Raw genomic sequence first — 20911 nt, 5'->3', positions numbered from 1 at the left:
GGGGAACGCGCAATGCGCAAGGGGGTCAAGGGGGCCATCGTCGGCGCGGTGTTCGCCGCGATGGTCGGGGGCGCCGGGTACGGGGCGTTCAACATCGTGTCCGCGCTGAACGGTGACGGCGGCGGGGGCGGCGGGACCGGGACCGTGAAGAGCGGTCCGCCGAGCGGCGACGAGGTCGAGGAGACCATGCGGAAGTTCTTCGCCGCGTGGGAGAAGGGCCAGGGTCCGACCGCGGCGTCGTACACCAACGACGCCGAGGCGGCCGGGCCGCTGCTGACGGCCTTCGGCGAGGACGCGCACATCACCGACGTGCGGATCACGCCGGGCGCCGCCCAGGGCACCACGGTGCCGTTCTCGGTGAAGGCGACGGTGTCGTACGAGGGGAAGAAGAAGCCGCTGGCGTACGACAGCCGGCTCAGCGTCGTCCGCGGGGTCACCACGGGCCGGGCGCTGGTCGACTGGGAGCCGTCCGTCGTCCATCCCCGGCTGAAGGACGGCGACACGCTCGTCACGGAGGAGTCGGCGAGCCCGCCCATCGAGGCGGTCGACCGCGACGGCGCGGTACTGACCCCGGAGAGGTACCCCTCCCTCGCCCCCATCCTCGACGAGCTGCGCAAGCGGTACGGCGACAAGGCCGGCGGCACCCCGGGCGTCGAGCTGGTGGTCCGGCACGCCGAGGGGTCCGGCGCCGCCGACACCTCGCTGCTGACCCTCGCCGAGGGCAAGGCGGGCAAGCTGCCGACGACGCTCAGCGCGAGCGCGCAGGCCGCCGCCGAGCGAGCGGTGGAGCAGTACGCGGAGTCGTCCGTGGTCGCCGTGAAGCCGAGCACCGGGGAGGTGCTGGCGGTCGCCAACAACCGCTCGGACGGCTGGAACGCGGCGTTCCTCGGGCAGGTGGCACCCGGCTCCACGATGAAGATCGTCAGCGCGGCCATGCTGATCGACAGCGGGCTGACCAGCATGAACGGTCCGGCACCCTGCCCCGATTCGGCGGTCTCGGAGAGCCAGACCTTCGGCAACCTGCCGGGCCTCGCCCCCAACGAGAACGCCACCCTCTCCGACAGCTTCGCCGTCTCCTGCAACACGGCCTTCATCAAGTTCGCCGACGAGGTGCGGGTCGACTCCCTGACCCGGGAGGCCGAGGACCGCTTCGGCATCGGCCGCACCTGGGAGGTCGGCGTGCCCTCCTTCGACGGCTCGGTCCCCGCCGCCGGCGGCCCGGACACCGCGGCCGGTCTGATCGGCCAGGGCCAGGTCCAGTTGAGCCCGCTGAACATGGCGTCGGTGACGGCCACCGTGAAGTCCGGGGTGTTCCGCCAGCCGGTGATCGTGCCGCAGAGCCTCGACGACCGGGAACTGGCCACCGCGCGGGGGCTGCCGTCGGGCACGGCCGAGCAGCTGCGGGCGATGATGAACCGCACCGCCACCAGCGGCACCGCGGCTCCCGTGATGTCGAAGCTGGGCGGCGCCATCGGCGCGAAGACGGGGTCCGCCGAGGTGGACAACCAGGACAAGGCCAACAGCTGGTTCACCGGCTACCGCGACGACATCGCGGCGGCGGCGATGGCCCAGCAGGGCGGCCGCGGCGGCGAGTCGGCGGGGCCGATCGTGGCGGCGGTACTCCTCGCGGGCGGCTGACGGCGCCCGGGTACGGGCGGGTGGCTGATCTCACGCCCGCCGGAGGGGACTCTAGTGTGGTGTCGTCGTTGCAGACGGTGAAGGCTGTGGGGCCGTAGAGGCCATGAGGGTGCCGGCACTCCGGAGAGTCCGGGGACGCCGCGGAGGATCGGAAGAGCAGTGGGCAACAGAAGGCACGTCGCCGAGCGACGGAAGACGAGACCCGTCGTCATCGGCGGGGTGATCGCCGCGGTCGTCGGCGGCGCCGGGATCGGCGCCTACGCGTTGCTGAGCGGCGGCGCCGCGGCCGAGAACGGTACGGCGGCCTCGACCTCGGGCCCGAAGACGAAGTCCGTACGGACCGGCCCGCTGTCCGCGACCGAGGTCACCACCGCGGCCCAGCGCTTCCTCACCGCCTGGCAGCGGGGGGAGGTCCGGGAGGCCGCCGCCGCCACGGACGACGGCGCGGCCGCCACCGCCCTGCTCACCGGCTACACCAAGACCGCCCACGTCGAGGACGTCACCCTCACCCCCGGCACCCGCGCCGGTGACAAGGTGCCGTTCACCGTGAAGGGCACGGTGACCCACAAGGGCGTCAGCAAGCCGCTGACGTACGGCAGCACGCTGACCGTGGTGCGCCGCGCCTCGGACGGGGAGCCGCTGGTCGACTGGACGCCCGCCGTCGTCCACCCCGATCTGCGCGAGGGCGACAAGCTCGTCACCGGTGAGGCCGGCACCCCGCCGGTGAGGGCCCTCGACCGGGACGGCGGCGAGCTGACCACGAAGAAGTACCCCTCGCTGCGGCCGGTCCTCGACGGGCTGCGCGAGAAGTACGGCAAGACGGCGGGCGGCACGGCGGGCGTCGAGCTGCGGGTGGTCCGCGGCAAGGCGTCCGAGGCGAAGAAGCTGTCCGACAAGACGCTGGTGGAGCTGAGCGAGGGCACGCCCGGCACGGTGAGGACGACGCTCAGCCCGCGGTTCCAGGCGGCCGCGGAGAAGCAGGTCGCCGCCAGGTCGCGCGCCTCGGTGGTGGTCCTGAAGCCGTCGACCGGCGAGATCCTGGCCGTGGCGAACTCCTCGCCGAACTTCAACACCGCCTTCCAGGGCTCGCTGGCGCCCGGCTCCACGATGAAGGTCATCACTTCCTCGATGCTGATCGAGAAGGGGCTGGCCTCCGCCGACAAGGCGCATCCGTGCCCGAAGTACTACACCTACGGCGGCTGGAAGTTCCAGAACGACGACAAGTTCGAGATCAAGGGCGGCACGTTCAAGGCGAGCTTCGCGCGGTCCTGCAACACGGCGTTCATCAGCCAGGCCCCGGAGCTCGCGGACGACGATCTGACCAAGCAGGCCCAGCAGGTGTTCGGTCTGTCGCTGGACAACTGGGCGGTCGGCGTGCCCACCTTCGACGGCTCGGTGCCGGTGCAGTCGAAGGCGCAGATGGGGGCGGCGCTGATCGGTCAGGCCGGGGTGCGGATGAACCCGCTGAACATGGCGTCGGTGTCGGCCACGGTGAAGTCGGGCGTGTTCCGTCAGCCGTATCTGGTGGCCCCGTCGGTGGACGGGCGGGCCGTCGCCAAGGCCTCGCGCACGATGTCCGGCTCGACGCTGGCGCAGCTGCGGGACCTGATGTCCTACACGGCGGCGTACGGCACGGCGGCCGAGGCGATGGCCGGGGTCGGCGGTGACACCGGGGCGAAGACCGGCTCGGCCGAGGTCGACGGCCAGAAGAAGCCCAACGGCTGGTTCACGGCGTACCGGAACGATCTGGCGGCCGCGGGTGTCGTCCAGGCCGCCGGGCACGGCGGGGAGACGGCGGGGCCGATCGTGGCGGCGCTGCTGAAGCTCGGCGGCTGATCAGCGGGCCGACGGCGCGGTGCGGGCGGTCTCCATGGAGGCCGCCAGATAGGTGCGGCGCAGGAAGCGGATCAGCGCCTTGGAGTCGAACTGCACGACGGAGACGCTGCCCTGCGGGTCGTGGAACTCCACCACGGCCTGCACCCGGCCGCACGGCCACACCCGGACGCTGCCGGACCCGGCCGGCGCGCGCAGTCCCTGTTCGAGGAGCGCGCGGGAGAAGGTCCACTCGTGGGCGCCGGGCAGACCGACGCGGACCGCGCGGGGGTCGCTGTCGGGGTCGTACCGGAGGATGACCGGAACCGCTTCCCGGTCGTCGGTCGTCCGGACGTCCGCGTCCGTGACGATGTGGGCTCGCGCGTACTGTTCGACTACGGACATCGGAACGGCCCCTAACGCTGAGTGACCTAGGCGGAAACTGTGGATCCGCTTCCACTCCAATGTCCCATACTTTCCGCCTTACACCTCATGGCGAAATCCGCTCGCTCTTGCAAACCGTTCGCATCAAGCCACATCATCGGACGGTGCATGTACCCGACGGATTCATCAACGCCCCCACCTCCGTGGCCACCGGAGTCGTCGCCGCAGGCGCCGTCGCCGTGAGCCTGCGCGGCGCGCGCCGCGAGCTCGACGAGCGCACCGCGCCGCTCGCGGGCCTCGTGGCGGCGTTCGTCTTCGCCGTCCAGATGCTGAACTTCCCGGTCGCCGCGGGAACCAGCGGGCACCTCCTCGGCGGGGCGCTCGCCGCGATACTCGTCGGCCCCTACACCGGTGTGCTCTGCATATCCGTCGTGCTGCTCATGCAGGGCATCCTCTTCGCCGACGGCGGCCTCACCGCGCTCGGCGTGAACATCACCGACATGGCGGTGGTCACGGTCGTCGTCGCCTACGCCGTCTTCCGCGGCCTGGTGAAGGTGCTGCCCCGCACCCGCCGCTCCGTCACGGCCGCCTCCTTCGCCGCCTCGCTGCTCTCCGTGCCCGCCGCGGCGCTGGCCTTCACCCTCCTGTACTGGATCGGCGGCACCACGGACGTCTCCATCGGCAAGGTCGCCACGGCCATGGTCGGCGTGCACGTCCTGATCGGCATCGGCGAGGCCGCGATCACCGCGCTGACCGTCGGCGCCGTAATCGCCGTACGGCCCGACCTCGTGTACGGCGCCCGGGACCTGCGCAATCCGCTGAAGCTGCGGGTCGGCGGCGAGCTGGTCGACGCGCCCGCGCCGGAGGCCGCCGCCCCGGCCCGCGCCTCGCACCGCAAGGTGTGGCTCGGCGGCCTCGCCGCCTCCCTGGTGCTCGCCGGGTTCGTCAGCTTCTACGCCTCCGCGGACCCCGACGGCCTGGAGAAGGTCGCCGCCGACCACGGCATCGACGAGAAGGCGCGGGAGCACGCTGCCGCCGGCTCGCCGCTGGCCGACTACGGCGTCAAGGCCGTCGACGACGCCCGGCTCTCCGGCGGCCTCGCGGGTGCGATCGGCGTGGGCGTGACCGTCGTGGCGGGCAGCGCGGTGTTCTGGGCGGTGCGCCGCCGGCGCGGCGCCGGGACGTCGCCGTCGTCCACCACGGTCGAGAACGTCTGACGTCATGGGCGCAGGGCACGCACACCGGCTCTACCGGCACGGGCACTCCCCCGTGCACGGGCTGCCGCCGCACACCAAACTCGCCGCCGTCTTCGCGTTCGTGCTGGTGGTGGTCTCCACCCCGCGCGAGGCGATGTGGGCGTTCGCGGTCTACGCGACGCTGCTGGCCGTCGTCGCGTACCACGCGCGCGTGCCCGCCGGTTTCCTGCTCAAGCGGCTGCTGATCGAGGTCCCGTTCGTCGCGTTCGCGGTCCTGATGCCGTTCGTGGCGGAGGGCGAGCGGGTCGACGTGCTCGGCCTCTCGCTGAGCGTCAGCGGGCTGTGGGGCGCCTGGAACGTGCTCGCCAAGGGCACCCTCGGCGTCGCCGCGTCCGTCCTGCTGGCCGCCACCACCGAACTGCGCGAACTGCTGCTCGGGCTCCAGCGGCTGAAACTGCCGCCGCTGCTCGTGCAGATCGCCTCCTTCATGATCCGCTACGGCGATGTCATCACCGACGAGATGCGGCGCATGCGCATCGCGCGGGAGTCACGCGGCTTCGAGGCGCGCGGCCTCAGGCACTGGGGGGTGCTCGCCAAGTCCGCCGGCGCCCTGTTCATCCGCTCCTACGAGCGCGGGGAACGCGTGCACCTGGCAATGGTGAGCCGGGGGTACGCGGGTGCCATGCCCGTCATCGACGAGGTGACCGCCTCCCGCGCGCAGTGGTCGTACGCCCTCACCCTGCCGTGTGCCGCGCTCGTCGTCTGTCTGCTGGGATGGATGCTGTGACAGCTTCTCTGGAGGTCTCCGGCCTCGCCTTCGCCTACCCCGACGGGCACCAGGCCCTGTTCGGCGTCGACTTCTCCATCGAGCGGGGCCAGCGGGTCGCGCTGCTCGGCCCGAACGGCGCCGGCAAGACGACGCTCGTCCTGCACCTCAACGGCATCCTGACCGGCGGGGCGGGCACCGTGACGGTCGCCGGGCTGCCGGTGGGCAAGCGGCACATGGCGGAGATCCGGCGCAAGGTCGGCATCGTCTTCCAGGACCCCGACGACCAGCTGTTCATGCCGACGGTCCGTGAGGACGTGGCGTTCGGGCCGGCGGCGGCCGGGCTGAAGGGGGCGGAGCTGGAGGCGCGGGTGGACCGCGCGCTGGAGCAGGTCGGCATGGCCGCGTTCAAGGACCGCCCGCCGCATCACCTGTCGTTCGGGCAGCGGCGCCGGGTGGCCGTCGCGACCGTGCTGGCGATGGAGCCGGAGATCCTCGTCCTGGACGAGCCGTCGTCCAATCTGGACCCCGCGTCCCGCCGGGAGCTCGCCGACATCCTGCGCTCCCTGGACGTGACCGTGCTGATGGTCACCCACGATCTGCCGTACGCGCTGGAGCTGTGCCCGCGCTCCCTGATCCTCAGCGAGGGCGTCATCGCGGCGGACGGCCCGACCGGCGAACTGCTGTCCGACGACGCCCTGATGCGCGCCCACCGGCTGGAGCTGCCGTTCGGCTTCGACCCGCGGTCCGTGACAATGGGCGCGTGACGCGCCAGAACGACGAGGAAGTCGAGGGGGCGGTGGAGGCCGCCGGGCCGCCGCTCCTCGACCAGCAGCTGTGCTTCGCGCTGTACGCCGCCCAGCGCGCGGTGACGGCCGCGTACCGCCCGCTCCTCGACGAGCTGGGCCTCACCTACCCCCAGTACCTGGTGCTGCTGGTCCTCTGGGAGCGCGGCGAGACGACGGTGAAGCAGCTGGCGGGCGCACTGCGACTGGACTACGGCACGGTGTCTCCGTTGCTGAAGCGGCTGGAGGGCGCCGGTCTCGTACGCCGGGAGCGCGCCCCGCACGACGAGCGCTCGGTGCTCGTCGCGTGCACGGGGCGCGCGGAGGAACTGCGGGAGCGCGCGGCGCGTGTACCCGGCGCCCTCCTCACGGCGACGGGGCTCGGCCCGGCGGACGTCGCCCGCCTGCGCGAGGAGCTGTGGCGGATCGCGCTGCGCGCGGAGGAGGCGGCGGACCGCGCCCGCTGAACGGGTCACCCGTCGGCGCCGGCCCGTCGGCCCGCCGACGCCATCCCCAGCCAGGTGTGCGGGTTGCCCTCCCAGCACCAGCCCAGCTTGGGCGTCCGCTGACTGATCCAGATCGCCGGGACCCGGCGGTCGCCGGAGCGGGAGCCGCCGAGCGAGAAGCACTTGTTCTTCACGAGGACCTGGGGGAAGTGCGTGATCAGGGCGATCCCCTCCTCGATGGTGAGCAGCGTCCGTCCGCGCCCGGCGATGGCCTCCATGGCGTCCTTCGGCACGGCCCCGCAGAACTCCTCGCCGCGCTCGACGTCGAACACCAGGTGGACGCGGTGACCGGGCAGCGCGGCCGAGGGTACGGCGACGAACCGCTCCAGCGCGCCCGGCTCGAAGCTGCGGTCGACGAAACCGGGCTTCTTCCCGCCGCGCAGCGTGGTGAGCGGCATGGTCCGCTCGACCGGCGCGGTCTCCCGGTCGACCACCAGCAGGAACGGCACCCGCCCGGTCTCCACCGGGTCGGACAGGGCCCCGGACGCCGCCGCGCGCAGCGGGGCGCACATCTCCTCGAAACGCGCCGGGTCGAGCCCGGACAGGGACGGATAGCCGAGGTCGATGAGGTTGCGTACCTGCCGGTCGAACTCGGCACCGGTGTCGAAGGAGGTCTCAGCGGTCATGGGTTCCTTTCGTCGTGAGCGCACAAACTTAGGTCGGACCTAGAATTGTGTCAAGCATATTTTTAGGCTGTACCTAGATAGACTGGACGCGTGAGCGAACCGACAACCGGACCGACGGCCGGCCTCAGGGCCCTGAAGAAGCGCCGGACCAGGGAGAAGATCTCGCACGAGGCCACCCGCCTCTTCCTGGAGCGGGGCTTCGACAAGGTGACGATCGCGGACGTGGCCGCCGCCGCCCAGGTGGCGAAGATGACCGTCACCAACTACTTCCCGCGCAAGGAGGACCTGGCCCTCGACATGGCCGACGTCTTCGTCGGAATGCCGGCCGCCACCGTCCGGGACCGCGCCCCCGGCGAGTCCGCGCTGGCCGCGCTCCGCCGCGCCTTCCTCGCCGCCGCGGCCGAACACGACCCGGTGATCGGCTTCTCCGGCCTGCCCTTCGCCCGGATGATCACCGACAGCCCCGCCCTGGTCGCCCGGCTGCGCGAGTTCCACGACGCCCGCGAGAAGGCTCTCGCCCGCGCCCTCGCCGAGGAGACCGGTGTGCCCCCGGACGACATCCGGCCCCGCGTGGCCGCGACGCTGCTGGGCGGCGTCCACCGGCTGCTGTTCGAGGAGACGCTGCGGCTGACGCTGGACGGCCGCGACAACGACGAGATCGCCCGGATCGTCACCGACCAGGCCCGCACGGCCTTCGCCGCCCTGGAGCCGTCCCTCGCCGACTACGCGGTACGCCCGGCCGTGTGACCGCCCCCCCGGCCGCCCCCTGACCGGCCACACGTGTTACCCGCGGTTGCCACCCCCTGGCCCGGACCAGAAACCTACTCATCGGTACCTTGTGCACGATGCAACTGCACGGGTCGCTTCCGTGCCGCCCTGGGGGAGGTCCCGCCGTGTTCGAAGACACCACCGTCGACGCCCGCCCGACGAAGATCATGTACGTCGCCGAGGCCACCGCGCACGGCGGCCGGGACGGCTATGTGACCAGCCAGGACGGCCACATCGACCTCAGGGTCGCGATGCCGCCCGAGCTGGGCGGCGACGGCAACGGCACCAACCCGGAGCAGTTGTTTGCGGCCGGCTACAGCTCCTGCTTCCACAGCGCGCTGGTCCTCGTCGGCCGGCGGGAGGGCTACGACCTGAGCGGCTCCACGGTCGCCGCGAAGGTCGGCATCGGCCCCAACCGGCAGCGCGGCTACGGCCTCGCCGTCGCCCTCAGCGTCTCCCTGCCGGTCCTCGACGCGGACATCGCGTCGAAGCTGGTGGACGCGGCGCACGAGGTCTGCCCGTACTCGAACGCCACCCGGGGCAACATCGACGTCACGATTCTGCTCGGCTAGCCGGAAGGCGCCGACGGCGAGGAATCGCAGGCCGCACGTTCGCGTTGCACCCACTGTCGCAGGTGAGTCACCGGAACGGAGTACGGACGTGACGGACGTGGATGTGAACGGCACGGTAGCGGAGGGGTTCGAGCCGGTCAGGGACGCGTTCGTACGGAACTTCGAGACGCTGGGCGACCGGGGCGCCGCCGTCACCGTCTACCGGGACGGGCACAAGGTCGTCGACCTGTGGGGCGGCACGCGGGACGTCGACGGCACCGAGCCCTGGCGGTCCGGCACCGCGCAGATCGTCCGCTCCGCCACCAAGGGCGTCGCCGCAGCCGTACTCCTGCTGCTGCACCAGCGCGGCGAGCTGGACCTGGACGCGCCGGTCGGCGAGTGGTGGCCGGAGTACAAGGCGGCGGGCAAGGAGCACACCCTCGTACGGCATCTGCTCGCGCACCGCGCGGGCGTGCCGGTGCTGGACCGGCCGCTGACGGTCGCGGAGGCCGCCGACCCCGTGCTCGGCGCGGAGGCGGTCGCGGCGCAGGCACCGGTGTGGGAGCCGGGCACGGACCACGGCTACCACGCGCAGACGTACAGCTGGCTCACCGCCGAGCTGGTGCGCCGGGTCACCGGCCGGCCGATCGGCGCGTGGATCGCGGACGAGATCACCGGCCCGGTCGGCGCGGACTTCTGGCTGGGGCTGCCGCAGGCCGAGGCCGCGCGAGTGGGGCGGGTCGGCCAGGTGGCGGTCACGGAGACGGCGGGCACCCTGCGGACCCGCCCGAAGCGCGCGGTCTCCGACGCGTACGCCGACCCGGACTCGCTGACCCGCCGCGCGTTCGCGGCGATCACCCCGCAGCCCGACGAGAACGACCCGGTCTACCGCGCGGCCGCCCTGCCCGCCTCGAACGGGATCGCCACCGCGGACGGCCTGGCCCGCTTCTACGCGTCCCTGATCGGCGACGTGGACGGCGGCATCCGGCTGTTCGAGCCGGAGACGGTGGAGCTGGCGCGCGGCGAGCGGTCCGCCGGGCCGGACCGGGTCCTGGTCGTCGGCACCCGCTTCGGCCTCGGCTACATGCTGCACGGCAGCGCGTCCCCGCTGCTGTCCCCGGGCTCCTTCGGCCACCCGGGCCGCGGCGGCTCGCTCGGTTTCGCCGACCCCGAGTCGGGGATCGCCTTCGGCTATGTGACGAACGGTTTCCGCAAGAGCGTCACGGCGGATCCGCGGGCCCAGTCACTGGTGAGGGCGGTCCGCACCGCCCTCACCGGCCCATGACATGTCACGGATTCATACGTGGATGGCGTGCGAGGTCCGCCCCGACGCCGAGTCGATCTCGTCGTGCGCCTTGGTCAGCAGCTGCATGGCGAGTTCGTTGAGCGCCCGGGCCCCGGCGATCTCCTCGCCGACCCTGGGCTGATTCGCGTCGGTGTGGTGCCTGCTGGCGTGGCCATGGGACCGTACCTCGGTACCGTCCGGCAGACGCACCAGTGCGGCGGCCTCCGTGTGCTGGGTGTCCTCCTTGAATTCGAGCTCGACGTGCCATCCCACTGCGGTGTGCATCATGACGATCACCTCCGGAAGACCTGATTCCAGGGTGCGCCAGATGGCGTACGGACGCATCCATTCGGGGCCTCCGATCAGCCGGGAGCCGCGGTCCGGGCTCAGCCCGCGCGCAGCATCAGGGAGATCCCGGCCACCAGCAGCCCGGCCGCCATGATCCGCGGCACGCCGAACCGCTCCTTGAAGACCACCGCCCCGATCGCCGCGCCCACGATGATCGACGACTCCCGCAGGGCGGCGATGGGCGCCAGCTCCGCGCGGGTCTGCGCCCACAGGACGAGCGCGTACGCGGCGACGGACATCAGCGCGCCGAGCAGCCCGAGCCCGGCGAAGGGGCGCACGGTGGCGAGGAACGCGCCCCGCCAGCGGTACAGGGCGTACGCCGGGATGACCGTCCCCTGGACCAGCATCAGCCAGGCGATGTACCCGAGCGAGGAGCCGGAGGCGCGCACGCCGAGCCCGTCGACCAGCGTGTACGCGGCGATGGTCAGGCCGGTCGCCAGCGCGGCCCCGATCGCGGCCCAGTCCGGGCGCCGCCCGCGCAGCCCCCACAGCGCGACGCCGGTCAGCCCGGCGCAGGACAGCGCGATGCCCGCGGCGGCCCAGCCGTCCGGCACCTCGTCGGCGAAGACGGCGGCCAGCACGGTGACGACGAGCGGCGCGCTGCCGCGGGCGATGGGGTAGGCCTGCCCGAAGTCGCCGAGCCGGAAGGACCGCATGAGCAGGGCGTAGTACGCGATGTGGATGGCGGCGGAGCCGAGCAGGTACGGCCAGGCGGCGGCCGCGGGCACCGCCGTGAACGGCACCAGGAGCAGGCCGATCAGGGCCCCGCCGCCGGATATCAGGGCGAACCCGACCAGCTTGTCCGTGATGCGGTGGGCGATGGCGTTCCAGCCGGCGTGGGTGACCGCGGCCGCCAGGACGGCCGCGGTGACCAGCGGGGTCACACCTGCTGCTCGCGGACGTCCACCAGGGTGCCGCCGGCGTGCGCGACGAGCGACTTGGGCTCCATCGGGAAGACGGTGTGCGGGTCACCGGCGGCGGCCCACACCACGTCGTTGTCGAGCAGGCCCCGGTCGGCGAGGACCCGCGTCTTGGTGCGGTGCCCGAACGGCGGCACGCCCCCGATGGCGTACCCCGTGGTCTCCCGTACGACGTCTGCCTTGGCCCGGGTGACCTCGGTGGCGCCGAGCGCCTGCCGGACCAGCTCCACGTCGACCCGTGAGGCGCCGTCCATCAGGACCAGCACCGGGACGCCTCCCCCAAGCTCTCGGCTTCGCTCGAGCAGGGGGGACCCCCACGCGGCGAAGATCAGCGACTTGCAGATCTGGCTCAGCTCGCAGCCGATCGCGGCGGCGGCCTCGGCGGCGGTACGGGTCTCGTCCGGGAACCTCCGGACGCGTCCCAGCACCTCCGCCAGCCCCATCTGCGTCAGGGCCTCGGCGAATCGGGGGTGGGCTCCGGATCCTCCGGCGTCAGTGGCGGCTGTCGTCATGCACGGCACGCTACGACATGCCCCGACCAGCGCTCATCGGGTTTTGCACATCCTGGATGTGATCATCCGACCGTCATCATGATTTCCTGACGGGTGATACACGCAGAACGGGGGATCACTCATGAGCGACGGCAGCAAAGCCACAGGGGACGACAAGCTTCCGGAGCCGGACGGGGCGAAGCTTCCGCTCAGCCCGGACGAGATCGAACGGCACAAGGTGATGCCGGGCTGGGAGGGCCACTACACCGCGCCGCCCGCCGACAGCACCGCGGACCCGCTGTACCGGCCGCCACTGAGCCCGAATCCTCCCGGGCTCCTCCAGCCACCGGGACCCTCCGGCGGGCGGTCGGTGGACCTGAACATCGCACCGGGTGTGCTCAAGAAGGCCGCCGGGCAGCTGGACGACATCCGCGACCGCTTCTACAAGCCGGCGGCGTCGCTGGAGGAGCCCGCGACGAAGGCGGTGGGCGCGCTGGAGGGGCTGGAGTCGGCACGGGCGATCCGGCTCGCTCACCGGCAGTGGGAGCGGCAGGCCGGCACGGTCACGGGATGGCTCGCCCACATATCCGAGAGCCTGCGCTCGAGCGACGGCACCTACACGAAGGCCGACGTCGCCGTGGGTCAGACGACCGGCCAGGTACGCCTCCGCTCGGTGCTGGAGGACTTCTGATGGCGGAGACGTTCTACCTTTCTCTGCTGGCCGTGGACCTGTCCACCCTGGACAACCTGGCGGACCGCTGGGAGACCATCCACCGTGAGATCAAGGGTCTCGCCAAGCGCGTGCACGACGAGGCGCTCAGCCCCTTGCGCGACAAGGGCTACTGGGAAGGCGCCGCGGCACCGTACGCCTGGAAGATGATCGACGACATCGAACGCCAGCTGGAGAGTGCCACGAAGGTGGCGGACGCGGCTCGGCGCGTCGTCGAGGACGGGGTGGGCGACCTGAAGTCCGCTCAGAAGGACCTGAAGGACGCCGTCCGGCGGGCCGGGGAGAAGGGCCTCCACATCAACTCGGACGGCACGCTGTCCCCCGACGTCATCGGCAACGTCTGCAAGGTCGATCTCACCGACGAGGAGAAGAAGACCATCAAGGCGGCGGATCTCGAGATCGCGCAGATCCTCAAGCGAGGCGTCACGGCCGACCGCAACCTCGCCTACAGCCTGATGGCGGACATCGGCCTGGGCCAGTGGTTCAACAGCGACCCGCTGCTCACGGACATCGACTCCACCAAGAAGATCGGCGAGGCCGAGTACAACGCGCTGAACCTCGCCTTCCAGGGCAAGGACCCCTATCCGGCGCTCAGTTCGGACGATCCGTACTCGCTGGGCTGGGACTGGGTGACCGGTGACGGCTCCCGGCACCGCGAGTACTACTACGGCGACGAGATGACCGAGCTGATCCGGTCCAGCGAGAGCATGGAGCAGCTGCGCCTGGACACGCTGGAGCAGTGGCGGGCCACCGGGCAGCCCGAGGGCAGCGTGGCGTACTCGATCTCCGAGAGCGGCAAGCTGGGGGCGTTCAAGAAGCTGATCACCACGGACCTGCCGGCGATCGTCACCGGGGACGAGGACCATCTGGGCGAGGCGTTCACCGGCTCGTACAACCTGAACTACACGGTCAAGGGCCAGGACCCCGACGGCTCCGTCGTCGTCGAGTACACCCTGAAGAACAACACCAGCAACGAATCGTTCCTGCACTATGTCGGCTACTACGACTGGCTGGAGAAGTTCAACCGTGACGAGGGCGTCTTCTCGTCCGTGGACCAGAAGATCGTCTGGACCGAACGCATTCCGGCGAAGGGGAAGTGAACCAGTGTCCCGAGTACGTCCGCCGGCGGCCGCCGCCGTGCTGGGTCTGCTGACCTGCCTGGCCGGCTGCTCGTCCGCGTCCACCGCGGTCGAGGGCTGCATGGGGGAGCAGGCGGTCGGCGCCACCTCCGGCGAACTCGCCGGCACCTACGTGGGCGAAGGCGACGCCAAGGGCACGACGATCACCCTCAAGGTGTCGGAGAGCGGGTCCGGCGGCAAGGTCACCGTCCGCGGCTGGCCGACCGGTGACTGGCACAGAAGCGAACTCGGCGACTCCTTCGACGGGTCCGGCACCTGGTCCGTGGTGCCGGGAGGCACCTCGGCCACCGAGTTCGCGCACGTGACCCTCTCCCTGACCGCACCGGAGCGCTTCCTGCCGGGCGACACCCTCGACAGCCTGTCGATCGCCGAGGACGCCGGGCGCACGTACCTCTACGAGGACGGCGACCCGGACGTCTGCCCCGCCTTCCGCCTGCGCCTCCAGGGCGGCTGAGCCCGCCGCGGCAGGAAGAAGCCGGTGAGGGCGCCCCGTCCCCACGGAGCCCTCACCGGCTGGTCTCACCCGGTGCGCGCGGTCAGGCGCGGACCAGTTCGCGGTCCTCGTCCGGGTCCTTGCGGCCGTCGGACCCGGTGCGCAGGCCCTCGCCCTCGACGTCGACGTTGGGCAGCGCGCGGTCCAGCCACTTCGGCAGCCACCAGGCCTTGCCGCCGAGCAGCGCGAGCACCGCCGGGACGATCGCCATGCGGACGACGAACGCGTCGAAGAGGACGGCGATCGCGAGGCCGAAGCCGATCATCTTGACCATGGACTCGCTGGAGCCGATGAAGCCCGCGAAAACGGCCATCATGATCACCGCGGCGGCGGTGACGACCCGCGCCCCGTACCGGAAGCCGGTCACGACCGCCTGGCTGGGCTTCTCGCCGTGGACGTACGCCTCCCGCATCCGGGTCACGAGGAACACCTCGTAGTCCATCGCGAGACCGAAGACCACACCGACCATGAAGATCGGCATCATCGACATGACCGGGCCGGTCTCCTCGACGCCCATCAGACCGGACAGCCAGCCCCACTGGAAGACCGCGACCACCGCGCCGAGCGCCGCCAGCACGCTGAGCAGGAAGCCGAGGGCCGCCTTCAGCGGGACGAGGATCGAGCGGAAGACCACGATCAGGAGCAGGAAGGCGAGGCCGACGACCAGGGCGAGGTAGGGCAGCAGCGCGTCGTTCAGCTTCTCGGAGACGTCGATGTTCATCGCCGTGGCGCCGGTGACGAGGACCTGTCCGTCCGTGCCGGCGGTCACGTCGGCGCCGGTGTCGCGGATCGCGTGGACCAGGTCCTCGGTGGTGGCCGAGGACGGCTTGGCGTCCGGGATGACGGTGATCGTCGCGGTGTCGCCGGCCTTGTTCGGCGCCGGCGGGGTCACCGTCACCACGTTGTCCAGGCCCTTGACCTCGTCGGCCACGTCACCGAACAGCGCCTGCGGGTCCTCGGCGCCCTTGCCGTCGACGACGACCATCAGCGGCCCGTTGAAGCCGGGCCCGAAGCCCTCGGACAGCAGGTCGTAGGCGCGGCGCTGGGTGGTGGACGTCGGCTGGGAGCCGTCGTCGGGCAGACCCAGTTCGAGCGAGGACGCCGGGACGGCGGCGGCACCGAGGCCGAGGACACCGAGCAGCAGGACGGCCACCGGACGGCGTACGACGAAGCTGGCCCAGCGGGTGCCCATGTTCGGGCGGTCCGGGTTCTTCGGGGCGCGGCCACCGCCGAGCAGCTTGCTCTTCTCGCCGGCCGGGCGGACCTTGCGGCCCGCGTAGCCGAGCAGCGCGGGGATCATCGTGAGGGCGATCAGGACGGCGATGACGACCGTGCCGGCCGCGGCGACGCCCATCTTGGTCAGCATCGGGATGTTGACGACCGACAGGCCGACCAGGGCGATCACGACGGTGAGACCGGCGAAGACCACCGCGGAGCCCGCGGTGCCGGCGGCCCGTCCGGCGGCCTCCTCGCGGTCGCGGCCCTCGGCGAGTTCCGCGCGGTAGCGGGAGACGATGAACAGGGCGTAGTCGATGCCGACCGCGAGGCCGATCATCGTGGCGAGGGTGGAGGTGGTGGAGCCCAGGTCGAGGGGGCTGGCCAGCGCGGAGATCGTCGCCACGCCGATGCCGACGCCGACGATGGCGGTGAGCAGCGGCAGTCCGGCCGCGAGCAGCGAGCCGAAGGTGATGACGAGGACGACCGCGGCGACCGCGATACCGATGATCTCGGAGCTGCCGGTGTGCGGTACGGCCTGCAGGGCGTCACCGCCGACCTCGACGGTCAGCCCGGCGTCCCGCGCGTCCTCGGCGGCGTCCTCCAGGGCGTCCTTGCTGGCGTCCTCCAGCTCCATGCCGGAGACCTTGTAGCTGATCTGCGCGTAGGCGATCCTGCCGTCCTGGCTGACGGACTTCGCCTGGTAGGGGTCGACGGCGGAGGCGACCTCGGAGCCGTCGGCCAGCTCCCGCACGGTCTTCTGGACGGTCGCCTTGTGCTCGGCGTCGGTCATCTTCTCGCCGTCGGGCGCCTTGAAGACGACCCGCGCGGTGGCGCCGTCGGCACTCATGCCGGGGAAGCGCTCCTCCAGCAGGTCGAAGGCCTTCTGGGCCTCGGTGCCGGGGATCGAGAAGGAGGTGGAGCCCGGAGTGGGGGCGCTGGCGGCGCCGACGCCCGCGAGCGTCAGCAGCGCCACCCATATCAGGGCGACGAAGTGCCTTCGCCGGAACGAGAACCGGCCGAGTCGGTAGAGGAACGTGGCCACGAGGGCGTTCTCCCGGTCAGTCGTGGGGTTGTCAGGGCAGGGGTCTTGAGCCCGACGACGTGAGCGGTCGCGTCAGGTGGTCCGAGCCAGGTCGCTCAGGTGGTGGTGGGGACGCCGAGGGCGGGGAGGACCACGGCGTCGATGTACGAGGTGAGGAAGGCCTGCGTCGGTGGCAGATCGTCGATCAGCGCCCGGGTGACGAAGGCGCCCAGCAGCATGTGCAGCACGAATCCCGTCGCCGGGTTGTCCTCGCGGACCTCGCCCCGGTCGACGGCGCGTTGCAGTACCCGCCCGAACTCCTCCAGCTCCGGTTCGATGATGAGTTCCTTGAACGCCCGCAGGAGGTCGGGGTTCGTGTGGACCGCCATGGCCAGACCCCGCATCAGGGCGGTGTTCTGTTCCATCGCGCAGTCGTCCTCGCGGGTCACGAGGGCGTGGAGGTCGCTCTGCAGCGACCCGGTGTCCACGTCGGCGACACCGCCCGGTTTCATGTGCCGCATCGCCGTCGCCACCAGCTCGGCCTTGCCGCCCCACTGGCGGTAGAGGGTGGCCTTGCTGGAGTGGGTGCGCGTGGCCACGGCGTCCATGGTCAGGGCGTCGTAGCCGACTTCACGGAGCAGGTCGAGCACGGCCGTGTACAGCTCGGCCTCCCGTTCGGGTGTGAGGCGGCTGCGGCGCGCGGTGGCGGCCTCTGCCATGGTCCTCACCTCTCTCACGGGTCTCCGGCTGTCTCTCACGGGTTCCGAACGACACGGTTCGTAAACGACGGCCCGCGACCGGGCGGTTGGTGAACGACACCGTTTCGTACAGGAGCACTGTAGCGCGGGCAGCTTACGAAACGAAACCGTTTCGTACGTGTGCTGGGTCACGTCTGTCAAAGCCGCATAAGTTGCCCGGCCTCCGGCCCGGGAAAAGCATGAAGAGATGACCTATTTGCGCCTGCCCCACCTCCATGGCGACCTGCTGTGCTTCGTGGCCGAGGACGACCTCTGGCTCGCCCCCCTCGACGCCCCCGGCCGGGCCTGGCGGCTCACCGCCGACCGCACCAAGACCGGCCACCCCCGCTTCTCCCCCGACGGCCGCCACATCGCGTACACGAGCTGGCGCAGCCTCGTCCCCGAGATCCATCTGATCCCGGTGGAGGGCGGCCAGGCGCGGCAGCTCACCTACTGGGGCAGCCCCGACACCCAGGTCCGCGGCTGGACGCCCCCCGAACAGGACGGCGCCGCCGACATCCTCGCCGTCGCCTCCCACGGCGAGCCCTTCTCGTACTTCACCTGGGCCTACAAGGTCTCCCCCGAGGGCGACCCCGGCCGCAAACTGCCCTGGGGACCGGTCTCCGACATCCAGGTCGCCGACCTCACCGACGGCCACCGGACCCTCCTGCTCACCGGCACCCCACCGCACGAACCCGCCTCCTGGAAGCGGTACCGCGGCGGCGCCATGGGCCGCCTCTGGCTGCACGGGCAGCGGCTCCTCGCCGACCTGGAGGGCCATCTGCACTCCCCCATGTTCGTCGGCGAACGCATCGCCTTCCTCTCCGACCACGAAGGCGTCGGCAACCTCTACTCCTGCGCCCACGACGGCTCCGACCTGCGCCGGCACACCGACCACGACGCCTTCTACGCCCGGCACGCCGCGAGCGACGGCACCCGCGTGGTGTACCAGTGCGCCGGCGACCTCTGGCTCGTCGACGACCTCGCGCCCGGCTCCGTCCCGCGCCGCCTCGACATCCGGCTCAGCGGGCCGCGCACCGGACGGCGCCCCTACCAGGTCCCGGCCGCGCAGCACGTGAACGGCCTCTCCGTCGACGACACCGGCCGGGCCAGCGCCGTCGTCGTCCGCGGCAGCCTCTACTGGCTCACCCACCGCGACGGCCCCGCCCGCACCATCGCCGACACCCCCGGCGTCCGCGTCCGGCTCCCCGAGATGCTCGGCCCCGGCGGCCGGGTCGCCTACGTCACGGACGCGGAGGGCGCCGACGCCGTCGAGATCGCCTACCTGCCCCGCGCCACCGGCGACGTCGCGCCCCGGCGGCTCGCCTCCGGCGAACTCGGCCGGGTCCACGAAATGGTCTCCGACCCACAGGGCGAACGCCTCGCCATCGCCTCCCACGACGGCCGGCTGCTGCTGCTCGACACGACGGAGGACGCCGAGGGCGAGGTAACGGAACTGATCCGCTCCGTCAACGGCCCCGTCCGCGACCTCGCCTTCTCCCCCGACGGCGCCTGGCTGACCTGGTCCCACCCCGGCATCGGCCGCAGCCTCCGGCAGATCAAGATGGCCCGGATCAAGGACCGCTTCGTCGTCGACGTCACCAACGGCCGCTTCGAGGACGAGAATCCCGTCTTCACCCGCGACGGCCGCTACCTCGCCTTCCTCTCCTGGCGCGGCTTCGACCCGGTCTACGACGTCCACACCGGCGACCTCTCCTTCCCCCTCGGCTGCCGCCCCTACCTCGTCCCGCTCTCCTCCGCGACCCCCTCCCCCTTCGCACTCGACCCCGACGGCCGCACCGCCGCCGGCGGCCTCGGCCAGACCGCCGACGAGGAGGGCGGCGAGAGCACCGCGGTCACCGTGGAGGCCGAGGGCCTGGAGAGCAGGGTCACCCCGTTCCCCGTCGCCGCCTCCAAGTACTCGGCGCTGTTCCCCGTCGCGGGCGGCGGACTGGTCTGGCTGCGCTGGCCGATCTCCGGCGCGCTCGGCGAGACCTTCGTCAACCCGGACGACACCAGCGGGCGCCCCACCCTGGAGTACTTCAACATCAACAAGGCCAAGCGGTCCGAACTCGTCGGACACCTCGACTGGTTCGCCGTCAGCGGCGACGGCAGCCGGCTGGTCGTCGTCGACGAGGGCGACCTGCGCGCCGTCCCCGCCACCGAGCCCGGCGACAGCGACAGCACCACCTGGATCGACCTGCGCCGCATCCTCCACGAGGCCGACCCCGCCGCCGAATGGCGCCAGTCCTACGAAGAGGCCGGCCGGCTGATCCGCGCCTACTTCTGGGACCCCGGCATGTCCGGCATCGACTGGGACGCCGTCCTCGCCCAGTACCGCCCGCTCGTCGACCGGGTCGCCTCACCCGACGAGTTCGCCGACCTCCTGCGCGAAGTCCTCGGCGAACTCGGCACCTCCCACGCCTACGTCACCGCCGCCCGCCGCAACGAGGGCCCGCCCCAATACCACCGCTGGCAGGGCCTGCTGGGCGCCAACCTGGTCCGCCGCGACGGCGGCTGGACGGTCCGCCGCATCCTCCCCGGCGACTCCTCCGACTCCAAGGCCCGCTCCCCGCTGGCCGGTTCCGGCATCCGCGAGGGCGCGATCCTCACCCATGTCGACGGCCGCCCCGTGGACCCCGACACGGGCCCCTACCCGCTGCTCGCCGGAGCGGGCGGTACGACCGTGGAACTGACCTTCACCCCCGCCGAGGGCGAGGGCCGCTCCCGGCGCGTCGCCGTCGTCCCCCTCATCGACGAGCGGCCCCTGCGCTACCAGGACTGGGTCGCCAAACGCCGCGCAGTCGTCCGCGAGTTGAGCGGCGGCCACTGCGGCTATCTGCACATCCCCGACATGGGCGGCTCCGGCTGGGCCCAGTTCAACCGCGACCTGCGCAAGGAGGTCTCCCGGCCCGCCCTCATCGTCGACGTACGCGGCAACGCCGGCGGCCACATCAGCGAACTCGTCATCGAGAAACTGACCCGCACCATCCTCGGCTGGGACCTCACCCGCGACGCCCAGCCGGTGTCCTACGCCTCCAACGCCCCGCGCGGACCCGTGGTGGCACTCGCCGACGAGGCGACCTCGTCCGACGGCGACATGATCACCGCCGCGTTCAAACTCCTGAGGCTGGGCCCGGTCGTCGGCCAGCGCACCTGGGGCGGAGTCGTCGGCATGACCGGCCGCCACCGCCTCGGCGACGGCACCGTGATCACCGTGCCGATGAACGCGGCCTGGTTCGACGCGTACGGCTGGTCCATCGAGAACAAGGGCGTCACCCCCGACGTGGAAGCCCTGCGCACCCCCCTCGACTGGGCGGAAGGCCGCCACGCCCAACTCGACGACGCCGTCCACCTGGCCCTCGACCTCCTGAAGACCAACCCCCCGGCAGACCCCCCGGACTACACGAACGTCCCGGACAGAACCCGCCCGAAACTCCCGCCGAGGACTGCTCTTTAGGGGCGCGGGGAACTGCGCGAGAACCCCCCACCCACCC

At 71.8% G+C, this 20911-nt stretch carries 20 protein-coding genes; 13 read left to right on the top strand and 7 right to left on the bottom strand.

Going from position 1 to position 20911, the window contains the following annotated elements; translation table 11 throughout:
- Window positions 1-12 precede the first annotated feature (12 nt).
- Together ACSU6L_RS21740 and ACSU6L_RS21735 are read left to right on the top strand one after the other, a co-directional pair.
- Window positions 13-1638, top strand: coding sequence for a penicillin-binding transpeptidase domain-containing protein (locus tag ACSU6L_RS21740; protein ID WP_437059188.1), 1626 nt, complete (start codon window positions 13-15; stop codon window positions 1636-1638).
- 159 nt (window positions 1639-1797) lie between these two features.
- Window positions 1798-3474: a penicillin-binding transpeptidase domain-containing protein gene (locus ACSU6L_RS21735; RefSeq protein ID WP_437059186.1), complete on the top strand. Its 1677-nt coding sequence runs from the start codon at window positions 1798-1800 to the stop codon at window positions 3472-3474.
- Here ACSU6L_RS21735 and ACSU6L_RS21730 read toward each other — a convergent pair whose 3' ends face one another.
- On the bottom strand, window positions 3475-3855 hold the full coding sequence (locus tag ACSU6L_RS21730; RefSeq protein ID WP_437059184.1) for an SsgA family sporulation/cell division regulator: 381 nt from the start codon (window positions 3853-3855) through the stop codon (window positions 3475-3477). It lies immediately after the preceding gene.
- A gap of 143 nt (window positions 3856-3998) precedes the next feature.
- Here ACSU6L_RS21730 and ACSU6L_RS21725 point away from each other — a divergent pair, with 143 nt between their 5' ends.
- Genes ACSU6L_RS21725 through ACSU6L_RS21710 form a run of 4 tightly spaced genes read left to right on the top strand, consistent with a single transcriptional unit; the run spans window position 3999 to window position 7048 of the window.
- Window positions 3999-5051: an energy-coupling factor ABC transporter permease gene (locus tag ACSU6L_RS21725; protein WP_437059182.1), complete on the top strand. Its 1053-nt coding sequence runs from the start codon at window positions 3999-4001 to the stop codon at window positions 5049-5051.
- A gap of 4 nt (window positions 5052-5055) precedes the next feature.
- The gene (gene cbiQ, locus ACSU6L_RS21720; protein WP_437059180.1) at window positions 5056-5817 is read left to right on the top strand and encodes a cobalt ECF transporter T component CbiQ; all 762 of its coding nucleotides are present in this window, start codon (window positions 5056-5058) and stop codon (window positions 5815-5817) included.
- On the top strand, window positions 5805-6563 hold the full coding sequence (locus ACSU6L_RS21715) for an energy-coupling factor ABC transporter ATP-binding protein (protein WP_073941432.1): 759 nt from the start codon (window positions 5805-5807) through the stop codon (window positions 6561-6563). Before cbiQ ends, ACSU6L_RS21715 begins: the two co-directional genes overlap by 13 nt.
- Complete coding sequence (locus ACSU6L_RS21710) at window positions 6560-7048, top strand: MarR family winged helix-turn-helix transcriptional regulator (RefSeq protein ID WP_437059178.1); 489 nt, start codon at window positions 6560-6562, stop codon at window positions 7046-7048. Before ACSU6L_RS21715 ends, ACSU6L_RS21710 begins: the two co-directional genes overlap by 4 nt.
- A gap of 5 nt (window positions 7049-7053) precedes the next feature.
- Here ACSU6L_RS21710 and ACSU6L_RS21705 read toward each other — a convergent pair whose 3' ends face one another.
- Window positions 7054-7713 (bottom strand): DUF5701 family protein, encoded by a 660-nt coding sequence (locus ACSU6L_RS21705; protein WP_437059176.1) that lies wholly within the window; start codon window positions 7711-7713, stop codon window positions 7054-7056.
- Between the two features lie 90 nt (window positions 7714-7803).
- On the opposite strand from ACSU6L_RS21705, the gene ACSU6L_RS21700 reads away from it, so the two are divergent.
- The 3 genes from ACSU6L_RS21700 (at window position 7804) to ACSU6L_RS21690 (ending at window position 10317) form a co-directional block, all read left to right on the top strand.
- Window positions 7804-8460: a TetR/AcrR family transcriptional regulator gene (locus ACSU6L_RS21700; protein WP_437059174.1), complete on the top strand. Its 657-nt coding sequence runs from the start codon at window positions 7804-7806 to the stop codon at window positions 8458-8460.
- Between the two features lie 146 nt (window positions 8461-8606).
- A complete protein-coding gene (locus ACSU6L_RS21695; RefSeq protein WP_437059172.1) occupies window positions 8607-9053 on the top strand; it encodes an organic hydroperoxide resistance protein in 447 nt (148 codons plus the stop codon).
- A gap of 97 nt (window positions 9054-9150) precedes the next feature.
- Entirely contained in the window at window positions 9151-10317 is a 1167-nt protein-coding gene (locus tag ACSU6L_RS21690; protein WP_437065000.1) for a serine hydrolase domain-containing protein, read from the top strand.
- Window positions 10318-10329: 12 nt separating this feature from the next.
- On the opposite strand, the gene ACSU6L_RS21685 is transcribed toward ACSU6L_RS21690, so the two are convergent.
- From ACSU6L_RS21685 to ACSU6L_RS21675, 3 genes are all read right to left on the bottom strand, one after another.
- Window positions 10330-10605: a DUF1876 domain-containing protein gene (locus ACSU6L_RS21685; RefSeq protein WP_073941788.1), complete on the bottom strand. Its 276-nt coding sequence runs from the start codon at window positions 10603-10605 to the stop codon at window positions 10330-10332.
- 98 nt (window positions 10606-10703) lie between these two features.
- On the bottom strand, window positions 10704-11549 hold the full coding sequence (locus ACSU6L_RS21680) for an EamA family transporter (protein WP_437059170.1): 846 nt from the start codon (window positions 11547-11549) through the stop codon (window positions 10704-10706).
- Complete coding sequence (locus tag ACSU6L_RS21675; RefSeq protein WP_437059168.1) at window positions 11546-12097, bottom strand: YbaK/EbsC family protein; 552 nt, start codon at window positions 12095-12097, stop codon at window positions 11546-11548. The genes ACSU6L_RS21680 and ACSU6L_RS21675 overlap by 4 nt, the downstream gene beginning before the upstream one ends.
- Before the next feature lie 121 nt (window positions 12098-12218).
- On the opposite strand from ACSU6L_RS21675, the gene ACSU6L_RS21670 reads away from it, so the two are divergent.
- From ACSU6L_RS21670 to ACSU6L_RS21660, 3 genes are read left to right on the top strand one after another with little or no spacing between them, the layout of a single operon-like run.
- Complete coding sequence (locus ACSU6L_RS21670; protein ID WP_437059167.1) at window positions 12219-12767, top strand: hypothetical protein; 549 nt, start codon at window positions 12219-12221, stop codon at window positions 12765-12767.
- Window positions 12767-13906, top strand: a complete 1140-nt coding sequence (locus ACSU6L_RS21665) for a hypothetical protein (protein WP_437059165.1) — start codon at window positions 12767-12769, stop codon at window positions 13904-13906. The genes ACSU6L_RS21670 and ACSU6L_RS21665 overlap by 1 nt, the downstream gene beginning before the upstream one ends.
- Before the next feature lie 4 nt (window positions 13907-13910).
- Window positions 13911-14399, top strand: a complete 489-nt coding sequence (locus ACSU6L_RS21660) for a hypothetical protein (RefSeq protein WP_437059163.1) — start codon at window positions 13911-13913, stop codon at window positions 14397-14399.
- Window positions 14400-14481: 82 nt separating this feature from the next.
- Here ACSU6L_RS21660 and ACSU6L_RS21655 read toward each other — a convergent pair whose 3' ends face one another.
- Window positions 14482-16698: an MMPL family transporter gene (locus tag ACSU6L_RS21655; protein ID WP_437059161.1), complete on the bottom strand. Its 2217-nt coding sequence runs from the start codon at window positions 16696-16698 to the stop codon at window positions 14482-14484.
- Window positions 16699-16793: 95 nt separating this feature from the next.
- Window positions 16794-17396: a TetR/AcrR family transcriptional regulator gene (locus ACSU6L_RS21650; protein ID WP_437059159.1), complete on the bottom strand. Its 603-nt coding sequence runs from the start codon at window positions 17394-17396 to the stop codon at window positions 16794-16796.
- 226 nt (window positions 17397-17622) lie between these two features.
- Between ACSU6L_RS21650 and ACSU6L_RS21645 the strand changes: the two genes are divergently transcribed.
- Entirely contained in the window at window positions 17623-20874 is a 3252-nt protein-coding gene (locus ACSU6L_RS21645; protein WP_437059157.1) for a S41 family peptidase, read from the top strand.
- Window positions 20875-20911: the final 37 nt, after the last annotated feature.

Origin of the sequence: Streptomyces sp. enrichment culture (assembly GCF_964272855.1) — a bacterium.
In the GTDB taxonomy this organism is placed as follows: Bacteria; Actinomycetota; Actinomycetes; order Streptomycetales; family Streptomycetaceae; genus Streptomyces.
This window is presented reverse-complemented; position numbering and strand designations above follow the sequence as displayed.